The following is an 18,877-nucleotide window of genomic DNA, read 5'->3' on the forward strand; positions in this document are numbered from 1 at the left end:
AAATAGGTTGTTTGACACACAGTTGTTCACCCGCGACGACGGCTGTGCTGGAAACCCACAACCGGCACACACAAAATTTTTCTCATGGAGGGATTCACCGTGGCAAACGTCAACATCAAGCCGCTAGAGGACAAGATCCTCGTTCAGATCAACGAGGCAGAAACCACCACCGCTTCCGGCCTGGTCATTCCAGATTCCGCAAAGGAAAAGCCACAAGAGGCAACCGTTATCGCAGTCGGCCCAGGCCGTTTCGATGACAAGGGCAACCGCATTCCACTAGACGTCAAGGAAGATGACGTTGTTATCTTCTCCCGTTACGGTGGCACCGAGATCAAGTTCGGTGGCGTAGAGTACTTGCTTCTCTCCGCACGTGACATCCTCGCAATCGTCGAGAAGTAGGGGATAAGTTCATGGCAAAGCTCATTGCTTTTGACCAGGACGCCCGCGAAGGCATTCTCCGGGGCGTTGACGCTCTGGCAAACGCTGTCAAGGTCACCCTCGGCCCACGCGGCCGCAACGTGGTTCTTGATAAGGCATTCGGCGGACCACTGGTCACCAACGACGGTGTCACCATTGCCCGCGACATTGACATTGAGGATCCTTTTGAGAACCTCGGTGCGCAGCTGGTGAAATCCGTAGCCGTTAAAACCAACGACATCGCTGGTGACGGCACCACCACCGCAACCCTGCTGGCACAGGCACTTATTGCTGAAGGCCTACGCAACGTTGCTGCTGGTGCAAACCCAATGGAACTCAACAAGGGTATTGCTGCAGCTGCAGAAAAGACCCTCGAAGAGCTTAAGGCTCGCGCAACTGAGGTGTCTGACACTCAGGAAATCGCAAACGTAGCCACTGTTTCATCCCGTGATGAAGTTGTCGGCGAAATCGTTGCAGCGGCGATGGAGAAGGTCGGCAAAGACGGTGTCGTCACCGTTGAGGAGTCCCAGTCCATTGAGACTGCACTCGAAGTCACCGAAGGTATCTCCTTTGACAAGGGCTACCTGTCGCCATACTTCATCAACGACAACGACACCCAGCAGGCTGTCCTAGACAACCCTGCAGTGCTGCTTGTTCGCAACAAGATTTCTTCCCTTCCTGACTTCCTCCCGCTGCTGGAGAAAGTTGTGGAGTCCAACCGTCCTTTGCTGATCATCGCAGAAGACGTCGAGGGCGAGCCTTTGCAGACCCTGGTTGTGAACTCCATCCGTAAGACCATCAAGGTCGTTGCCGTGAAGTCCCCATACTTCGGTGATCGCCGCAAGGCGTTCATGGATGACCTGGCAGTTGTTACCAACGCAACTGTTGTGGATCCAGAAGTGGGCATCAACCTCAATGAGGCTGGCGAAGAAGTTTTCGGTACCGCACGTCGCATCACCGTCTCCAAGGACGAAACCATCATTGTTGATGGTGCAGGTTCCGCAGAAGACGTTGAGACCCGTCGTGAGCAGATCCGCCGCGAAATCGCCAACACCGATTCCACCTGGGATCGTGAGAAGGCAGAAGAGCGTTTGGCTAAGCTCTCCGGTGGTATCGCTGTCATCCGTGTTGGTGCAGCAACCGAAACCGAAGTCAACGACCGCAAGCTACGTGTCGAAGACGCCATCAACGCTGCTCGTGCAGCTGCACAAGAAGGCGTTATCGCCGGTGGCGGTTCCGCACTTGTGCAGATCGCTGAAACCCTAAAGACTTACGCTGCGGAGTTTGAAGGCGATCAGAAGGTAGGCGTTCGCGCACTTGCAACCGCACTGGGCAAGCCAGCATTCTGGATTGCATCCAACGCAGGTCTCGACGGCTCAGTTGTTGTCGCCCGCACCGCTGAACTTCCAAATGGTGAAGGCTTCAACGCCGCAACCTTGGAATACGGCAACCTGATCAACGACGGTGTCATCGATCCTGTGAAGGTCACCCACTCCGCCGTTGTCAATGCAACCTCTGTTGCACGCATGGTTCTTACCACTGAAGCTTCTGTTGTAGAAAAGCCAGCAGAAGAAGCAGCTGATGCACATGCAGGACACCATCACCACTAATTTTTAGGTGATTGTTCTTTAACTAACACCGTGGAACTTCAATGAAGTTTCACGGTGTTTTTGGATGCTCAGAAAAATGCATTTAAAACCCGACTTGGGTCAAATTAGTGCCGAAATAATTGTTTGACCCGTGTGGATTTAGGTGTTCGTGTGCTTGGCGGCATAAGACCGGCTTAAGACCGGCTTAAGACCAAACCAGGAGACCCAGAAATCACGTTTTCGACGTTTGTGGGTCTCCTGGTTTGGTGTATCGAGCTGAATACCAAACACAGAGACCCAACATTTAAGTTTTTGAAGATTCTGGGTCTCCCGGTTTGGTCGCTCTCACATTTTGGTGCGACACCTGAAAAGTCATACCTCCCCAGAAGCGCGTCTAAGACGTTTTCAGGGGCTGCTTCATATAAAAGGTCATGTGAAAAACCCGAGGCCTTAAACAGGCGATAAACGCTAACGCGCTTTTTCACGCCATCTGCTTTTCGGGTTCCAGGTAAAGTTGCGTTGGTCGGGTTTGCCGAGTCGGGCCACATTAGTGCCGAAAATTGTCTCCTATGCCAAAATCTGCACTGGTCAGAGATGCAATATGATCTTCCTCTAGTGAGATTTTCCGAAGTCGGTACTTAAAACTTTAAGACCCGGTCATGGTGACCGGGTCTGCGTTTTACACTGCGATTGGTTGTTTCCGCTCGTTGTTACGGAGGATAACCAGCCGTTCGGACTCTGATAGCCCGCCCCATACTCCATAAGGTTCTGCTACTGCTAGGGCATGCTTGCGGCATGATTCTAGAACTGGGCAGGACGCACAAATAGCTTTTGCGCGAAGCTCTCGACGCTGACGAGCACGACCGCGCTCGCCGTCAGGGTGGTAGAACACATCGGAGGTTTCGCCACGGCATGAGCCATGCAACTGCCAGTCCCAGAAGTCGGCATTTGGTCCTGGAAGCTGGTGAGGCAATGTCATCTTCAAATACTCCCTATTCTTAGCTACTTGTTGTAGCTGTGAATCATCTTTTAAATCGTCTTCTTCGTGGGTGTTCGCCCGAGAACACAGTGTTGACCGCAATGATGAACAAATTGTGACTAATTAGTGACGCAAAGCTGACTAGTTGGCCATCTATAGACGAACTTAAGCCAGTACGCGCATTCTGACCTGCGGTTATAGGCCCAGATGAATCTCCGGTGAATTCTTATTATTCGCTTGTTTTTGCAGGTCAGGGCAGGGCTAAATGGGTACGTATTATCTGTCAGTATGTGAGGAAATCAAGGGATTGGGAGTTCTAGTTGCTAAGATGGTGAAAACTCATGGGCCAAAACGCCTTTGGGTGAAACACCCCTGCATTTTCGCATGAGGGCTTTATAAATTGTTTATTTTTTATTGATGCAGGAAGGTGCGAGATCTTGGCTGACACTGAGCGCGAGCTCGCTGACCTGGTGCCGCAGGCAACGGCGGGCGATCGTCGGGCATTGCAAAGAATCATGGAGATCATCCACCCGATTGTTTTGCGTTACGCCCGCGCTCGTATCGGAGGGGGTAGGCAGCCAACGGCAGAAGATGTTGCTCAAGAAATCTGCCTTGCTGTAGCCACGTCGATTAAAAATTTCGTTGACCAGGGTCGTCCCTTCATGGCGTTTGTGTATGGCATTGCGTCCAACAAGGTAGCTGATGCTCACAGGGCGATGTCGAGGGATAAATCGACTCCAATTGAGGAAGTTCCTGAAAGCTCACCAGATACTTTTACCCCCGAAGAGTTTGCCCTGGTGAGCGATGGAAGTAACAGAGTGAGGGAACTTCTCGATCTACTGAGTGAAAAGGCACGCGACATTCTTATCTTGAGAGTAATCGTTGGTCTTTCCGCAGAAGAAACTGCAGAGATGGTGGGCAGCACCCCGGGTGCTGTGCGAGTTGCTCAACACAGAGCGCTCACGACACTTCGAAGCACACTTGAGCAGCAGGAGAACAAGTAATGACTCGACGTCTAAATGGTGGTGACCAGGATGGCCAAGACCACGTCAAAGGACAGCTGAAGCAGCTGTTCGATGATGACGCGTTTTTGACTGACCTGTCCCGCGGCGTTGATCCCTCAGAGGGCTCTGATGCCCTTGCTGGCCTCCTCCTCGATTTAACTAAGGAAGCACAGGAACCACCTGCAGCAATGCCTGATTGGTCCACGTTGCTTCCTGGTGTTTTGGATCAGGATCAGGATTCGCCAGTGGAATCCACTTCGGACACCACGGTTATGCAGGCTTCTAGCCCTGCAACCCAAGAATTCGCACCTGTTTCTATTTCTGATACCCCAGACAACGCAACTAACGAAGCTGATTCTGGCACTGTTGTTCCACTTGCCGCGCGCCGTGAAAAGCGTGCTAAGAGGGGGACAAAGAGTGCTCATACGCTTGATTCTTCAACGTCTCAGCGTAGGTCTCACCCATTCCTTCACGGTTTGGTGGGCGCAGCAGCTGCAACTCTTGTTATCGCTGGTGGTGGAGCAGCAGTGTACAACGCTGATGAAAGCTCCCCGCTGTATGGCATGAATCAGCAGTTCTTCGGCAATCAAGATTCTCCAAGTGTGGTAGAGCTTGCATCTACTTTGGAAGAAGTTGATAGCCGAACGGCTAGTGGCGATGTCGAAGGGGCGCGTGCTCTTCTAGAGCAGGCACGAGCAATGCTTGACAGCATGGATAATCGACGGGCACCAGCAGAAGAAGTCCCAGTGACCCAACCTGCACCAGCTCCAGAGACATTGACTGCAACGGTGACTGAAACCGCAAGCCCGGAACCACCGGTCACGGAAACTCAGACTGTTACCTCCACGCAGGTTCAAACAGTAACTACCACTGCAGTTGCTCCGCCGGTTTGGACACCTAACCCTGAGCCAACAGCTACGACCACCACACCGTTACCGGGTGATGGTCAAGAAGGCGGCAATGATGGTGATTCTGGACTTGTGCCACCTCAGACACCTGGAAACTAGGTAAAAATTTTAAAAACTGCTAGCACCTGTAAGAAGGTTGCTAGCAGTTTTTTTATTTGGCTTCTAAACCGTCAAGATAGCCAATGCAATAGTCCCATGGCACATAGGCATCAACGTTTGGTTTTGCACTTGGTTCATGCACAGGGCTGAGCTCACCGCTTAGGGTGGCGCGCATGTTGGCTGCCATGATGTCCCAGTCGTAGTAGTGGAATTCTTCGCAGTCCTCACACATAAAAAAGACACCTTCGATGCCACGTGGGCCGAGGACCTTTTTAAATTCCAGCACTAGCCGAAGATCTTGGCGCACATGGATGCGTTCTTCTTCGGTAATAGGTGGGTGTTCAAAGGGGTCATCGTCGGTGATAAACGATGCCGGGTCATTTGGATCATCGGCAAACGGGTCGCGGGGCATCATCGCATCAAAGTTCACATCACCCACCCTATTGCTAAGGGAAGTAAAACCCAACTATAAACCCAACTATAAACCCAACACCGCGCCCAAAATATTGGTGTGGAATACCGTGTGAGCTGCATCGGTTATCCGATTTAAGGACAAGCTACTAAAGTTTAGATAATTGTGGACACAAAATGAGGAGGAACTGTCGCACATGACCAACCAAGCCCGTGTTTCTACCGGAGGAGACGACCCTAACAAGGTTGCCCTCGTTGGATTAACCTTCGATGACGTACTTTTGCTTCCAGATGCGTCGGATATTGTTCCTTCAGAGGTTGATACCTCGACGCAGTTAACACGTAATATCCGTCTTAACACTCCTATTCTTTCTGCCGCAATGGATACCGTCACTGAAGCCCGAATGGCTATTGGGATGGCGCGCCATGGCGGCATTGGTGTTTTGCACCGCAACTTGTCTGTTCAGGAGCAGGCTGAAAACGTTGAGTTGGTAAAGCGTTCCGAGTCTGGAATGGTTACTGATCCTGTTACTTGTAGCCCTGATATGAGTATCCAGGAAGTAGATGATCTGTGTGCGCGTTTCCGCATTTCAGGTTTGCCGGTTGTTGATGAATCCGGAAAGCTTGTTGGTATTTGCACCAACCGTGATATGCGTTTTGAGCAGGACATGAATCGTCGTGTCGCTGAGGTTATGACGCCTATGCCTTTGGTTGTTGCTGAAGAGGGCGTGACCAAGGAGCAGGCGCTTGCACTGCTTTCCGCGAACAAGGTGGAAAAGCTTCCTATTGTGGCAAAAGACGGCAAGCTTGTCGGTCTGATCACCGTGAAGGACTTTGTTAAAACTGAGCAGCACCCAAATGCGTCTAAGGATGCATCGGGTCGTCTGCTGGTTGCGGCTGGTATCGGCACGGGCGAGGAGTCATTCCAGCGAGCTGGAGCGCTTGCCGACGCCGGCGTTGACATTTTGGTTGTAGACTCTGCACACGCCCATAGCCGTGGCGTGTTGGACATGGTGTCTCGCGTAAAGAAGGCCTTCCCTAACGTGGATGTCGTTGGCGGTAACTTGGCTACCCGTGAAGCTGCCCAGGCCATGATTGAGGCCGGTGCAGATGCTATCAAGGTCGGTATTGGCCCAGGTTCTATTTGCACCACCCGTGTCGTTGCTGGTGTGGGTGCACCTCAGATCACTGCGATCATGGAAGCTGCTGTTCCTGCGCACAAGGCGGGCATCCCAATTATCGCCGATGGTGGTATGCAGTTCTCCGGTGATATCGCGAAGGCTCTTGCAGCTGGCGCTAACTCAGTGATGTTGGGCTCCATGCTTGCTGGTACTGCTGAAGCCCCTGGTGAGACTATCACCATCAACGGCAAGCAGTACAAGCGTTACCGCGGTATGGGTTCCATGGGAGCTATGCAAGGCCGTGGACTTAGCGGTGAGAAGCGTTCCTACTCTAAGGATCGCTACTTCCAGGCTGATGTTAAGAGCGAAGACAAGCTGGTTCCAGAAGGAATCGAAGGCCGCGTACCTTTCCGTGGTGCTATCGGAGACATCCTTCACCAGCAAGTCGGTGGACTTCGTGCAGCAATGGGCTACACCGGTTCCGCCACGATTGAAGAGCTGCACAAGGCTCGCTTTGTGCAGATCACCAGTGCGGGTCTGAAGGAATCCCACCCGCACCACATCCAGCAGACTGTGGAAGCACCTAACTACCACTAGATTTTTTGCTCGACGTAAATAGCCTGATTTCTTCACGGAAATCAGGCTATTTCTGGTTGTGTCGCATGACTCAGGTAAAGTCTTCGTCGTATACGACCATTTAAGGGAGGCCCGTCACAATGCGTGACCATGTTGAAATTGGCATCGGCCGTGAGGCACGACGCACCTACAGCTTGGACGATATTTCTGTCGTTTCCAGCCGCCGTACCCGTTCATCCAAAGACGTTGACACCACGTGGCATATTGATGCCTACAAGTTTGATTTGCCGTTTTTAAATCACCCAAGTGATGCTCTGGCAAGCCCTGAGTTTGTCATTGAAATGGGCAAGCAGGGTGGCCTTGGCGTGATCAATGCGGAAGGTCTGTGGGGCCGTCACGCTGATCTTGAGGCAGCTATCGCAAAGGTGATTGCGGCATATGAGGAAGGCGATCAGGCTGCAGCCACTCGCACGTTGCAGGAACTGCACGCAGCGCCACTAGATGCTGATCTGCTCAGTGAGCGCATCGCGCAGGTTCGTGAATCTGGTGAGATCGTTGCTGTGCGTGTGTCTCCACAAAATGTTCGTGAGATCGCACCGATTGTGATCAAGGCAGGCGCTGATCTGCTGGTTATCCAGGGCACCTTGATTTCTGCGGAACACGTCAACACTGATGGCGAAGCGCTGAACCTGAAGGAATTCATTGGTTCTTTGGATGTCCCAGTTATTGCAGGTGGCGTAAACGATTACACCACTGCGCTGCACATGATGCGCACCGGTGCGGTGGGCATCATCGTTGGTGGCGGTGACAACACCAACAGCCTTGCTTTGGGCATGGAGGTATCCATGGCCACTGCGATCGCCGATGTGGCAGCGGCGCGTCGTGATTACTTGGATGAAACCGGTGGTCGTTATGTGCACATCATTGCAGATGGAAGCATCGAAAACTCCGGTGATGTAGTCAAGGCTATTGCCTGTGGCGCAGATGCTGTGGTGCTGGGTTCACCGTTGGCTCGCGCTAAAGAAGCTGCTGGAAAGGGCTACTTCTGGCCAGCAGTGGCGGCACACCCTCGTTTCCCACGCGGTGTGGTCACCGAATCTGTGGAATTGGATGAACAAGCACCAAGCTTGGAGCAGATTCTGCATGGTCCGTCCACGATGCCGTGGGGTGTGGAAAACTTCGAAGGTGGATTAAAGCGTGCGCTGGCCAAGTGTGGCTACACCGATTTGAAGAGCTTCCAAAAGGTAAGCCTGCACGTTAATTAGGTGTGTGTACTCGCCCCTTTGCTTTGTGTTTTGAGTGGAGGGGCGCGTCGATAAGCATCTTTTTGGGCTCCCAGGTCACCCCGATGCTGGCTGCGATGACAAGGATGATCGCAGCCCATTTCAGCGCGGTGGGGATTTGGTTTAGCAGGATCCAGCCGACCGCTGCGGCGAAGGCTGGTTCGAGGCTGAGCAGGATGCTGAAGATGGGGGCGGGGAGTCGGCGTAGTGCCGAGAGCTCGAGCGAATAGGGGATAAGCGAGCCCAGAAGTGCTGTGCCAAGTGCCAGGATAAGCAGGGTGGGGGTTTCCATGATGGGGCCCATGCGCGTTGCACCCAGCGGGAACACTGCTGCTGCGCCGATGATCAGCGCGACGGCGAGGCCACTTGTACCGGGGATGAGTTGGCCGATTTTCTTTGACGCCAGGATGTAGCACACCCAAAAAATACCCGCGGTGGCCGCGAAAATAACGCCGAGTGGATGTAGTGCTTGTCCTTGAAGTGAATCAATGCCTAATAGCGCCATGCCCAGAAATGCTAAAGCTACGCAGATGCCGTTTTTTAGAGTGCGAGCCAGCACAGCGGAGAAGATTAGCGGGCCTAGAAACTCAATGGTCACGGCGGTACCCAGCGGAATTAATTCGATGGATGCATAAAACAGGCTGTTCATGCCTCCCAGGGATAATCCCAATAACACCACGGCAATCCATTGTTTTTTAGTCCAGGACCGCAGACGTGGGCGGATAATCAGGCACATGATCGAGCCTGCGATGAAAAGCCTTAACGAGGTGACAGCCCACGGGCCGATGTGGGGGAAAAGCTGCGTTCCAATGGCAGCACCAAATTGCAGGGACAGGGCAGAACCCATCACCATCAACACTGCTGAGGACTGTTTATTCATGCCTTTGATTATTGCCAAAGAAACATTTAAGGACTAGCTCGAAAAACAGCCAACTATGGTTAAGTAATAGTGAACAATTGCTCGACGCTTTAGAGGCTTGGAGGTGACATGCTCAATCTCAACCGCTTACACATCCTGCAAGAATTCCACCGATTGGGAACCATCACGGCAGTTGCAGAATCCATGAACTACAGCCGCTCCGCCATTTCCCAACAAATGAGCTTGCTGGAAAAAGAAATGGGCGTGAAACTTTTTGAAAAAAGCGGCAGGAACCTGTACTTCACCGAACAGGGGGAAGTGCTAGCCAAAGAAACACACGCCATCGTGGCGGCAGTTGATCACGCACGCGCCGCCGTGCTGGATTCACTGTCGGAAGTTTCCGGAACGTTAAAAGTCGCCTCGTTTCAATCCCTGCTGTTTACCCTCGCGCCGACCGCTATTGCGCGCCTGAACGAAGAGTACCCACACCTACAGGTGGAAATCTCCCAGCTGGAAATCAACTCCGCGCTAGAAGAACTGCGCGCTCGCCGCGTTGATGTGGCACTCGGTGAGGAATACCCCGTGGATGTCCCCTTAGTTGATCCCAGCATTCACCGCGAAATCCTTTTCGAAGACCCCATGCTGCTGGTTACCCCAGCAAACGGCCCATACTCTGGCCTTAAATTATCAGAACTTCGCGATATCCCCATCGCGATCGATCCACCCAACCTGCCCGCCGGTGAATGGGTCCACAGGCTGTGCCGCCGCGCCGGGTTTGAACCCCGCGTGACCTATGAAACCATCGATCCGATGCTCCAAGCACACCTCGTGCGCAGCGGTTTGGCCGTGACTTTTTCGCCAACACTACTCACCCCGATGCTTGAGGGCGTGCACATCCAGCCGCTGCCCGGAAACCCCACGCGCACGCTCTACACCGCGGTCAGGGAAGGCCGTCAGGGGCATCCGGCCATTAAAGCTTTTCGACGAGCCCTCTCGCACGTGGCCAAAGAATCTTATTTGGAAGCCCGTCTAGTAGAGTGAGTTCTTGTGAGCCTTCAGACTAATCATCGCCCAGTACTCGTCGTTGACTTCGGCGCACAGTACGCGCAGCTGATCGCACGTCGTGTGCGTGAAGCCGGCATCTACTCCGAAGTCATCCCGCACACCGCCACCGCAGACGATGTGCGCGCTAAAAACGCAGCAGCCCTCGTCCTTTCCGGCGGCCCATCTTCCGTGTACGCCGAGGGAGCACCATCCCTAGACGCTGAGATCCTAGATCTTGGATTGCCAGTATTTGGCATTTGCTACGGTTTCCAAGCCATGACCCACGCGCTTGGCGGCACCGTGGCCAACACCGGAAAGCGTGAATACGGTCGCACCGACATCAACGTTGCCGGAGGTGTTCTCCACGAAGGCCTCGAAGCCTGCCACAAGGTGTGGATGAGCCACGGCGACGCCGTCTCTGAAGCACCAGAAGGTTTCGTAGTCACCGCGTCCTCCGAAGGTGCGCCTGTCGCAGCTTTCGAAAACAAGGAACGCAAAATGGCTGGCGTGCAGTACCACCCTGAGGTGCTGCACTCACCACACGGCCAGGCAGTTCTGACCCGCTTCCTCACTGAGATCGCAGGTCTAGAGCAAAACTGGACCGCAGCAAACATCGCTGAAGAACTCATCGAAAAGGTCCGTGAGCAAATCGGCGAAGATGGCCGCGCTATTTGTGGCCTTTCCGGTGGTGTGGATTCCGCTGTTGCAGGTGCTTTGGTGCAGCGTGCAATTGGTGACCGTTTGACCTGTGTTTTTGTTGACCACGGTCTGCTGCGCGCAGGTGAGCGCGAGCAGGTGGAAAAAGACTTCGTCGCAGCAACCGGTGCCAAGCTTGTTACCGTTGATGAGCGCCAAGCATTCCTTTCCAAGCTGGCAGGCGTTACCGAACCAGAAGCAAAGCGCAAAGCCATTGGCGCCGAATTCATCCGTTCCTTCGAACGCGCAGTTGCCGGTGTGCTGGAAGATGCACCAGAAGGTTCCACCGTAGACTTCCTGGTTCAAGGCACCCTGTACCCAGACGTCGTGGAATCCGGTGGTGGATCTGGTACCGCAAACATCAAGAGCCACCACAACGTCGGCGGACTGCCAGACGATGTGGAATTCAAGCTCGTTGAGCCACTGCGTGACCTCTTCAAAGACGAAGTCCGTGCCGTTGGCCGTGAACTTGGCCTGCCTGAGGAAATCGTTGGCCGCCAGCCATTCCCAGGACCAGGACTTGGTATCCGCATCATCGGTGAAGTTACCGAAGAGCGCCTGGAAACCCTCCGCCACGCTGATCTGATCGCCCGCACCGAGCTCACCGAAGCCGGACTCGATGGCGTGATCTGGCAGTGCCCAGTCGTCCTCTTGGCAGATGTCCGCTCTGTTGGCGTCCAAGGTGACGGCCGCACCTACGGACACCCAATCGTGCTGCGCCCAGTCTCTTCTGAAGACGCCATGACTGCCGACTGGACTCGACTTCCATACGAAGTCCTTGAGAAGATTTCCACCCGCATCACCAACGAAGTTCCAGACGTAAACCGCGTGGTTTTGGACGTAACCTCCAAGCCACCAGGAACCATCGAATGGGAATAAGACTTTGATTAAGCGGCAATCACCTCTCCGGTGGTTGCCGTTTAGTCATTTCTCCGGGTTTTATGTGACTTTTTGGGAGTATGCTGGGAATGATTCTATTATTGCCAAGTCAGAAAGCAGGAGAGATCCGATGAGCGAAATCCTAGAAACCTATTGGGCACCCCACTTTGGAAAAACCGAAGAAGCCACAGCACTTGTTTCTTACCTTGCTCAAGCTTCCGGGGACACTATTGAGGTGCATACCCTTTTCGGGGACTTAGGACTAGATGGACTCTCTGGAAACTACACCGACACTGACATCAACGGCTACGGTGACGCATTCTTAGTGGTAGCAGCACTTTCTGTGCTGATGGCAGAAAACAAAGCCTCAGGTGGTGTGAATCTGGGCGAGCTTGGGGGATCTGATAAAACTATCCGGCTGCATGTTGAATCCAAGGAAAACACCCAAATCAACACCGCTTTGAAGTACTTTGCGCTCTCCCCAGAGGATCACGCAGCGGCAGAGCGCTTCGATGAGGATGAGCTTTCAGAGCTCGCTGACCTTAGCGAACAACTACGCGGACAGCTGGACTAAATTTTGCATCTAGACTGCTTCGGCTGAAGTCTCGGGGGACTCTAGGCTACTCAGGGAACAAATATGCGAATATTCACCACGAGACGCTGGATTTTAGTGGTTTGTGGTGGATATTCCCCGTTTGAAGGGGTGGAGATGCAAATTTTTGACCGATTTGGGTTCCTGGAGCCTGTTTGTGGTGAGTAGTTGATCAGTAAATTTTCAGGAATCACATTTGCCCCACGAGCCTCAAAATGAACACCTTCTAGAATCGTTTTTAAGAGCCTGAAAAGGTACCGCCGATAGGGGGAGTCGTTTGGGGAACATTGACTCCTTAAATCGGCTCCTACAGTTAAAGGAGTTGGTGCTATTTAGGAAGTCTGATCAGCGAACTCCACCTTCACATCGCCAATTCCAGAGTTCACCGTGAGATTCAGCATCGGACCTTCCAATTCAGCATTGTGGGCGGCGAGATCTCCGACATCACAGCGCGCGGTGCCCACACCAGCGGTACACGTTAGGCTCACTGGCACATCATCGGGCAGGGTCACGATGACTTCTCCGATACCTGAGGTGATTTGGATGTTTTGTTCCTGATCCAATTGGGTGAGGTGACTGAAATCAAGGTTCATTTCACCCACGCCTGAGGTGTAGCTGCTGAGGAGTTCATCGTTGGTGGGGGAGAGGTAGACATCGCCGATTGCAGCGTCGTCTTCGAAGTGGATAGGATCGATGCTTGCAATAAACAGACCGCCGAGGACGCTTATGACGGCTCCGGTACCAACCGCACCGCCGATAACCCACGGCCAAACGTGGCGCTTCTTCTGAGGTTTTTGCGGAGGGACTTGGACATCCCAGGTGTTGTATTGGTTTTGGGCGAGCGGATCCCATTGAGGTGCTTCGGGGGTTTGTTGCGCGAAGGGTGCGTAGTAGCCCTCAACTGGGGTGATGGTGCTGAGATCTGGTTGGGGTTGTGGGTAGAGATCTTCGTTTTTCATGGTGGGATCCTCAGTGACAGTGAATTCGGTGGTTAAAAGTCCGCGGGGTGGAAGGGGGTGTTTCTTATGCAACGCCCACCACATGGCTAAAAGGCAAAGGTAAGTAATGGCTGCTGCTGGGCCGAATATGCCTCCAGCGCCGGAGGTTAAAACACCTGAGAACATAAAGAACGCGATGACCAGCCACCAGCCGTGGTTGCGGTCTTTGGGGTGGCCCGGGGTCCAGAGGGCTTCGATTGGGGAGACTGGAACGGAGTAGCGGGGCATGCACAGCCACGCGATGAGATAGGCTGCGACACCGGCACCGAAAACACCAGTGACCACGAAAAATAGACGAATGAGCACCGGGTCAATTTGATAACGCACACCAATGCCTTCACAAACACCGGCTACTTTAGCGTGACCACCCTGCTTGGCAGGAATGCGTGCGGGGCGGGTCTGCCACATTTGCTGAAAAGTGCCAGTTGCTAGGTGTGGTGTTGGAGCTTCATAACCAGGTTGGGCAAAAGGGATGAATCCCTGGTTGTGGTGGGGCTCCTGAAAAGTACTCATAGACTCTATTGTGGAGTGTTGTGGCTGATAAGTGAATGGGGGAAAGCCCTGAAAAGGTGGCGTTCAGGGTGTTCCCTGATGGATACGTGTCGCAGGGGCATGACATGATCGAAGATATGAGTAACACACCTGCGCCCTATACCCCGCAGCCTGCGGGGCAAGCGGTGCCTTTATATCCCACGTTTACCCGGTCCAGAGATGGTCGGGTTGTTGCGGGTGTCGCATCGGGGTTGGCTAAGCACCTTAATGTGTCGGTGTTTTGGGTTCGTGCGCTGCTGATTTTCGCGGCGTTGTTAAGTGGCGCGGGTCTTTTTGCGTATGCCTTGATTTGGATTTTTACGCGCATTGAGAAAAAGGGGAGTGGGGAGGCGTCGACAAGCAAGCGCTGGGTGTCGTGGTGCCTGGTGCTGCTCGCTATCGGTGGTGCTGCGGCGTCGGTGATGCTGAGCACCGGCTTCGCGGTGGGCACGCTGGTGCCCATCGGCGTGGTCGGTGTGGGCCTGTTGATGGTGTGGCTGGCGTATGACCGCGGGGTGGAATCCGGCCCGAATCTGCTGATCATTGCCACCGGCGGTGTGCTGATGCTGGCGGCAATCGTGCTGATTGTCATGAATTGGAGCACCCAAGACGGCTTCGTGCTGGCGCTGGTTGCCGTGGTGCTCACGCTGGTTGGTGTCGCAGCACTCGGCGTGCCGTTGTGGGTACGGATGTGGGATCAGCTGGGCGAGGAGCGCGCGGAAAAGGCCGCAGCTGCTGAGCGCGCGGACATTGCTTCCCGCCTGCATGATTCGGTGCTGCAGACCTTGGCGCTGATTCAAAAGCGTGCCGACGACCCCGCCGAAGTCGCCCGCCTAGCCCGCGGGCAGGAACGCGAGCTGCGTCAATGGCTGTTTGATTCCCAAGATAAAACACCCCAAACAACCGGCACTGTATTTACTGCGTTGGAACGCGCCTGCGGTGAAGTTGAAGATATTTACGCCCTGCGCATCGTGCCCGTGACGGTGGGAACTGATGAGCCGTTGACTGAGAAAACGCAGGCAGCGGTGATGGCAGCGCGGGAAGCGCTGGTGAATGTGGCCAAGCATGCAGGTGTAGAAACCGCCGATGTGTACGCCGAAATTATGCTCGGTGAGCTAAGCATCTTCGTCCGCGACCGTGGCAAAGGATTCGACCCCGACAACATCCCCGACGGACACCACGGCCTGGCTGAATCTGTGCACGGACGCGTGGAACGAGCGGGAGGAAAAGTACGCATTAAATCTGACGTCGGTGAAGGTACAGAAGTGGCAATCACCATGGATGTGTAGCTGTTGGTACGCGGTTGGCTGTGTCACTGTAACCTGAAAGACATGGTTGATGTGTTTTTGGTGGATGACCACTCCGTGTTTCGCTCCGGCGTCAAAGCAGAATTAGGCGATGCCGTCACCGTAGTCGGCGAAGCTGGCACGGTGGCTGATGCCGTAGCCGGCATCAAGGAAACCAAGCCGGAGGTCGTGCTTCTCGACGTCCACATGCCCGACGGCGGCGGCCTCGCAGTCCTCCAGCAAATCAACGATTCCGATGTAGACACCATCTTTTTGGCACTAAGTGTCTCTGATGCTGCTGAAGATGTCATCGCCATTATTCGCGGCGGTGCCAGGGGATATGTGACCAAATCGATCTCCGGTGAAGAACTCGTTGAAGCCATCAATCGTGTGAACTCCGGCGACGCATTCTTCTCACCCCGACTGGCAGGCTTTGTTCTCGACGCCTTCGCCGCCCCCGACTCCGCCGCAGGCGCCGGTATTGTTGACGCACCCGAAAAAGACGCCGCCGTTGAATCCGGAAAAATCCTCGATGACCCAGTTGTCGACGCCCTTACCCGCCGCGAACTCGAAGTCCTTCGCTTGCTAGCCCGCGGATACACCTACAAAGAAATCGGCAAAGAGTTGTTCATCTCCGTGAAAACTGTAGAAACCCATGCCTCAAATATTCTGCGGAAAACCCAACAATCCAACCGCCACGCACTCACGCGTTGGGCTCACTCGAGGGATCTTGACTAATGGCTGATAAGAAGAAGGGTGTTGGGTCGGGTTCTCGGGCTGGGGCGCGTGGTGGGGCTCGCGGGGGTTCTCGCGCCGGGGCCGATAAGCAGATTGATCAAAGCCAAGCGAAATTTACCTTCCAACCCACCAGAACACTACTGTTCAGCATCATTTTCACCGTTTTGGTGATGTGGCAATCCGGCTTTTCCCTTTGGTACGCGATCCCCATGTGGTTCTTCATCTGGGCGATCTTCATCCTCGGCCACAGTTTCTACAACTGGGCGAACCTCAAGCTGATCCAAATGGGGCGCCGGAACAAACAAGTTCTGGAAGAGCAGGAAAGGCAGAAAAAGAAAAGAGGATTTTAGAGTTTCTTTATCTTGGGTTTTGCTTAGGTGTTGTGGCGGGGACCTTCAGCGAAAGCTAGCTTCCTGCTGCCATCGACATGGGGGAAGGTTAAATACATCCAGCCGGTCGCAGCTAAGAAAACGAGGATGGTTGCCCACAGTGGAGCGCCTGAAATAATCGGGGCAATCATTAGCGCTAGCCATGTGAAAAATAGTGGAATGACCTGGCCAATAGTGGGGACGGGTGAAATATTATTTTGGAAGCGGTACATTCTCATCTCTCCGCGGTAAGGATGCGCGAAAGCGATAAGCAGTGCGAGCGCCAGGCCACCGCCGGTGATGGAAAATTTCACTGCTGGGGCCAGATCAGTGGTCAAAGAAGCGATGGCAGCACCTACTAAAACAGAACTACTTAACCTCACGCTCATTGGCGTTGGGATTGGGGTGACGTGGGACTTCATATCGTTGTAGCTGCTCATCGGATCCATAAGTTCTAGAGTATCGCCTTCTGAAATCTCATATGCTGTAGGAGTGCATTCTTTGCAATATCGGCTTATGGTCCGTAGACCCATTGGCCACCTGAACACATCATCATGTTTCCCGATGCATCTTGTCCACCAGCTTCGTATCCTTCGCATACTCCACCTGGCGAAGCAGTTCCTATTCCGAGTGGTTCTGGACCATAGACCCAGATAGGGTTGGGAGTACCAGCATAAATGCAGACCAAAGTTGAACCATCTGCTGCTTGGCTTGGCTGCTGGAGCATTGAGGCAGGGCAAGATGCGCCATAAGCAGGTGCTGCGGGAGCTGGCGCTATAGCAGTATCAATGGTGTTCTGTGAGATTGCAGTTTCCTGTACTGGAGCTTGTTGAGGGGTGCTCGGATCGATTGGTGCTTCTTCTTGTGGGGTAGTTGTTCCAGAGGTCGGTTCTGAATTGTTTAAATCATTGAGTTCAATCCAAGTTAGTTTTCCTTCGCCAAGTTCACTATGAGTGAATCCAAATTGCTCCGCAGTAGCATCTTTAGGGATTTGGAATACCCAGGTCATTGGTGCGTCGAAACCTGATCCCAAATTATGGTTACATTCTGGATTGCCAGGGATTAGGAATAAATCCCTGATGGGTTGGTATACAGCCTCTTGATTAGTGGAGATTTCTGCGTGGACAGTTGAACCTGTGTGAGCACAAGTGATGTCCATATCTGCCCCACTCTCGTTTTTTAAGGTGGTTTCGATTACGACGAAGATTCCGTCTTCTCTAGACATCTCGGGTTGGATATCGCCAGAAGGTCTGTCTAGAGATTCCATCTCTACAGAGTTTGTTGTGAAGGCGGAATTGATAGTGATCGTCACACCGTCTGCTGATACTGCGGAATTCATTTGAGGTAGAGATGAGGTTGTTTCTGGTGTAGCACTCGACACTGTAGTTTCCGGTACATCAGTGTCTACCGTAGAGGAGCACGCAGATAAGCCTAGACCCAAGGCGATTAGTGCCGTGGCGAAGGTACGGGAGTGCTTAAACATGATTCGACTTTTTCCTCAGCCTTTATTTGATTTCGTTCAAGTAAAAATTCAATCTAACAGGTTTCGCTTCCATAGAAGTTGAAATGGTTTTTGAAAAGTAGATAAGGGGGTAAGGCTTGATTTGGGGGCGGTTGTGCATACTTAACAACCGCCCCTTTTCTCACATCTGCCCCTCTCGAACAGGGCTGTTGCGAACCGCTGAAGATGAGTGTTTACTAGAACTCATGAGTGGAACAGGTGTTCGAAAGATGTGGGGAGATGGCGCTCCAGTGTCGCTCCCTGACCTTTCGGATTTAAGCAGAGCGGAGCGCATTGATGCGTTGCGTTCACGCATGTCCACCATGGGTGCTGCGGTGCCAAAGTTTGAGTCCTCGGTGGAGGAAAGTCTTTCACAAAAGCAGGACTTCCTGGCTGATAAGCAGGGCATCGTTGCAGTTCCTTCCACTTTTTCTGATCTTTTCCCTGGAGGTGGTTTGCCGCGTCGTGCGGTTACTCAATTGGTTGAACAGCCACTCGTGGTGGTTGAGTTCCTGGCTCATATTACTGCCCATGGTGGACACGCTGCGGTGATTGGGTGGAAGGATTTGGCTTATGCTGGGGTGATTGATTCCGGAGGTGTGTGCGAGAACATCATTGCCATTCCAGATCCTGGTACAGAGCCGCTGAATGTGGCAGCGGTGCTGTGCGAAGGGCTAGACATCGTCGTGTATAAAGGCCCAGAGATTTCACTGTCACCAACCAGGGCTAGGCCACTGCTGGGAAAGTTAAGGCAGGGGACTGCCGCGTTGGTGATGGTGGGCACGAAGGTAGCATCGCCGGCGGTATCGGTGGATGCGGAGATCATTAATTATGTTGGAATTGGTGCAGGTCGTGGGCGTATTCGTGGGGTTGAGATGCAGGTGCGGACTGTGTCGAAAACTCACGGTGCGCGCAGCAGAAAGGTGATGATCAGCAGACCTCAAGATGCGGCATTGCTTGAACCTGAACAGCCGACAACACTGCGGGCGGTTCCATGA

General features: G+C 53.4%; 19 protein-coding genes. 13 read left to right on the forward strand and 6 right to left on the reverse strand.

Annotated elements, in window-relative coordinates; genetic code table 11:
• Positions 1–99 precede the first annotated feature (99 nt).
• Positions 100–399 (forward strand): co-chaperone GroES, encoded by a 300-nt coding sequence (gene groES, locus N24_RS03795; RefSeq protein ID WP_015650462.1) that lies wholly within the window; start codon positions 100–102, stop codon positions 397–399.
• A gap of 11 nt (positions 400–410) precedes the next feature.
• Positions 411–2,027: a chaperonin GroEL gene (groL, locus tag N24_RS03800; RefSeq protein WP_096454478.1), complete on the forward strand. Its 1,617-nt coding sequence runs from the start codon at positions 411–413 to the stop codon at positions 2,025–2,027.
• Between the two features lie 658 nt (positions 2,028–2,685).
• On the opposite strand, the gene whcB is transcribed toward groL, so the two are convergent.
• Complete coding sequence (gene whcB, locus N24_RS03805; RefSeq protein ID WP_096454480.1) at positions 2,686–2,985, reverse strand: WhiB family transcriptional regulator WhcB; 300 nt, start codon at positions 2,983–2,985, stop codon at positions 2,686–2,688.
• A 437-nt stretch (positions 2,986–3,422) separates the two neighbouring features.
• On the opposite strand from whcB, the gene N24_RS03810 reads away from it, so the two are divergent.
• Both N24_RS03810 and N24_RS03815 read left to right on the forward strand, forming a co-directional pair.
• Positions 3,423–3,989: a sigma-70 family RNA polymerase sigma factor gene (locus tag N24_RS03810; protein ID WP_096454482.1), complete on the forward strand. Its 567-nt coding sequence runs from the start codon at positions 3,423–3,425 to the stop codon at positions 3,987–3,989.
• Positions 3,989–4,996, forward strand: a complete 1,008-nt coding sequence (locus N24_RS03815; protein WP_096454484.1) for a hypothetical protein — start codon at positions 3,989–3,991, stop codon at positions 4,994–4,996. Before N24_RS03810 ends, N24_RS03815 begins: the two co-directional genes overlap by 1 nt.
• 52 nt (positions 4,997–5,048) lie before the next feature.
• Here the strand turns inward: N24_RS03815 and N24_RS03820 are convergent, their stop codons facing one another.
• Positions 5,049–5,426, reverse strand: a complete 378-nt coding sequence (locus N24_RS03820; protein ID WP_197702371.1) for a DUF5319 domain-containing protein — start codon at positions 5,424–5,426, stop codon at positions 5,049–5,051.
• 178 nt (positions 5,427–5,604) lie between these two features.
• Here N24_RS03820 and guaB point away from each other — a divergent pair, with 178 nt between their 5' ends.
• Both guaB and N24_RS03830 read left to right on the forward strand, forming a co-directional pair.
• Positions 5,605–7,125 carry an IMP dehydrogenase gene (guaB, locus tag N24_RS03825; RefSeq protein ID WP_096454488.1) on the forward strand — a complete coding sequence of 507 codons (1,521 nt, stop codon included), beginning with the start codon at positions 5,605–5,607 and terminating at the stop codon, positions 7,123–7,125.
• A gap of 119 nt (positions 7,126–7,244) precedes the next feature.
• The gene (locus N24_RS03830; protein WP_096454490.1) at positions 7,245–8,369 is read left to right on the forward strand and encodes a GuaB3 family IMP dehydrogenase-related protein; all 1,125 of its coding nucleotides are present in this window, start codon (positions 7,245–7,247) and stop codon (positions 8,367–8,369) included.
• Here the strand turns inward: N24_RS03830 and N24_RS03835 are convergent.
• The gene (locus tag N24_RS03835; protein ID WP_096454492.1) at positions 8,362–9,267 is read right to left on the reverse strand and encodes an EamA family transporter; all 906 of its coding nucleotides are present in this window, start codon (positions 9,265–9,267) and stop codon (positions 8,362–8,364) included. The two genes, N24_RS03830 and N24_RS03835, sit on opposite strands and share 8 nt — an antisense overlap.
• A gap of 108 nt (positions 9,268–9,375) precedes the next feature.
• Here N24_RS03835 and serR point away from each other — a divergent pair, with 108 nt between their 5' ends.
• The 3 genes from serR (at position 9,376) to N24_RS03850 (ending at position 12,439) form a co-directional block, all read left to right on the forward strand.
• Positions 9,376–10,287 (forward strand): serine-binding transcriptional regulator SerR, encoded by a 912-nt coding sequence (gene serR / locus N24_RS03840; RefSeq protein ID WP_096454494.1) that lies wholly within the window; start codon positions 9,376–9,378, stop codon positions 10,285–10,287.
• Positions 10,288–10,293: 6 nt separating this feature from the next.
• Complete coding sequence (gene guaA, locus N24_RS03845) at positions 10,294–11,865, forward strand: glutamine-hydrolyzing GMP synthase (RefSeq protein WP_060564132.1); 1,572 nt, start codon at positions 10,294–10,296, stop codon at positions 11,863–11,865.
• 130 nt (positions 11,866–11,995) lie between these two features.
• Complete coding sequence (locus N24_RS03850; RefSeq protein WP_096454496.1) at positions 11,996–12,439, forward strand: imm68 putative immunity domain-containing protein; 444 nt, start codon at positions 11,996–11,998, stop codon at positions 12,437–12,439.
• A gap of 350 nt (positions 12,440–12,789) precedes the next feature.
• On the opposite strand, the gene N24_RS03855 is transcribed toward N24_RS03850, so the two are convergent.
• On the reverse strand, positions 12,790–13,968 hold the full coding sequence (locus N24_RS03855; RefSeq protein WP_096454498.1) for a PspC domain-containing protein: 1,179 nt from the start codon (positions 13,966–13,968) through the stop codon (positions 12,790–12,792).
• Between the two features lie 164 nt (positions 13,969–14,132).
• Between N24_RS03855 and esrS the strand changes: the two genes are divergently transcribed.
• Genes esrS through N24_RS03870 form a run of 3 tightly spaced genes read left to right on the forward strand, consistent with a single transcriptional unit; the run spans position 14,133 to position 16,360 of the window.
• Positions 14,133–15,275: a two-component system sensor histidine kinase EsrS gene (gene esrS / locus N24_RS03860; protein WP_096459678.1), complete on the forward strand. Its 1,143-nt coding sequence runs from the start codon at positions 14,133–14,135 to the stop codon at positions 15,273–15,275.
• A gap of 42 nt (positions 15,276–15,317) precedes the next feature.
• The gene (gene esrR, locus N24_RS03865; protein WP_096454500.1) at positions 15,318–16,010 is read left to right on the forward strand and encodes a two-component system response regulator EsrR; all 693 of its coding nucleotides are present in this window, start codon (positions 15,318–15,320) and stop codon (positions 16,008–16,010) included.
• On the forward strand, positions 16,010–16,360 hold the full coding sequence (locus N24_RS03870; protein ID WP_096454502.1) for a hypothetical protein: 351 nt from the start codon (positions 16,010–16,012) through the stop codon (positions 16,358–16,360). Before esrR ends, N24_RS03870 begins: the two co-directional genes overlap by 1 nt.
• A gap of 23 nt (positions 16,361–16,383) precedes the next feature.
• Here the strand turns inward: N24_RS03870 and N24_RS03875 are convergent, their stop codons facing one another.
• Together N24_RS03875 and N24_RS03880 are read right to left on the reverse strand one after the other, a co-directional pair.
• Complete coding sequence (locus N24_RS03875) at positions 16,384–16,827, reverse strand: hypothetical protein (RefSeq protein ID WP_096454504.1); 444 nt, start codon at positions 16,825–16,827, stop codon at positions 16,384–16,386.
• A gap of 65 nt (positions 16,828–16,892) precedes the next feature.
• Positions 16,893–17,861 (reverse strand): hypothetical protein, encoded by a 969-nt coding sequence (locus N24_RS03880; RefSeq protein WP_231910855.1) that lies wholly within the window; start codon positions 17,859–17,861, stop codon positions 16,893–16,895.
• A gap of 224 nt (positions 17,862–18,085) precedes the next feature.
• On the opposite strand from N24_RS03880, the gene N24_RS03885 reads away from it, so the two are divergent.
• The gene (locus N24_RS03885) at positions 18,086–18,877 is read left to right on the forward strand and encodes a hypothetical protein (protein ID WP_096454506.1); all 792 of its coding nucleotides are present in this window, start codon (positions 18,086–18,088) and stop codon (positions 18,875–18,877) included.

The organism is Corynebacterium suranareeae (genome assembly GCF_002355155.1).
In the GTDB taxonomy this organism is placed as follows: Bacteria; Actinomycetota; Actinomycetes; order Mycobacteriales; family Mycobacteriaceae; genus Corynebacterium; species Corynebacterium suranareeae.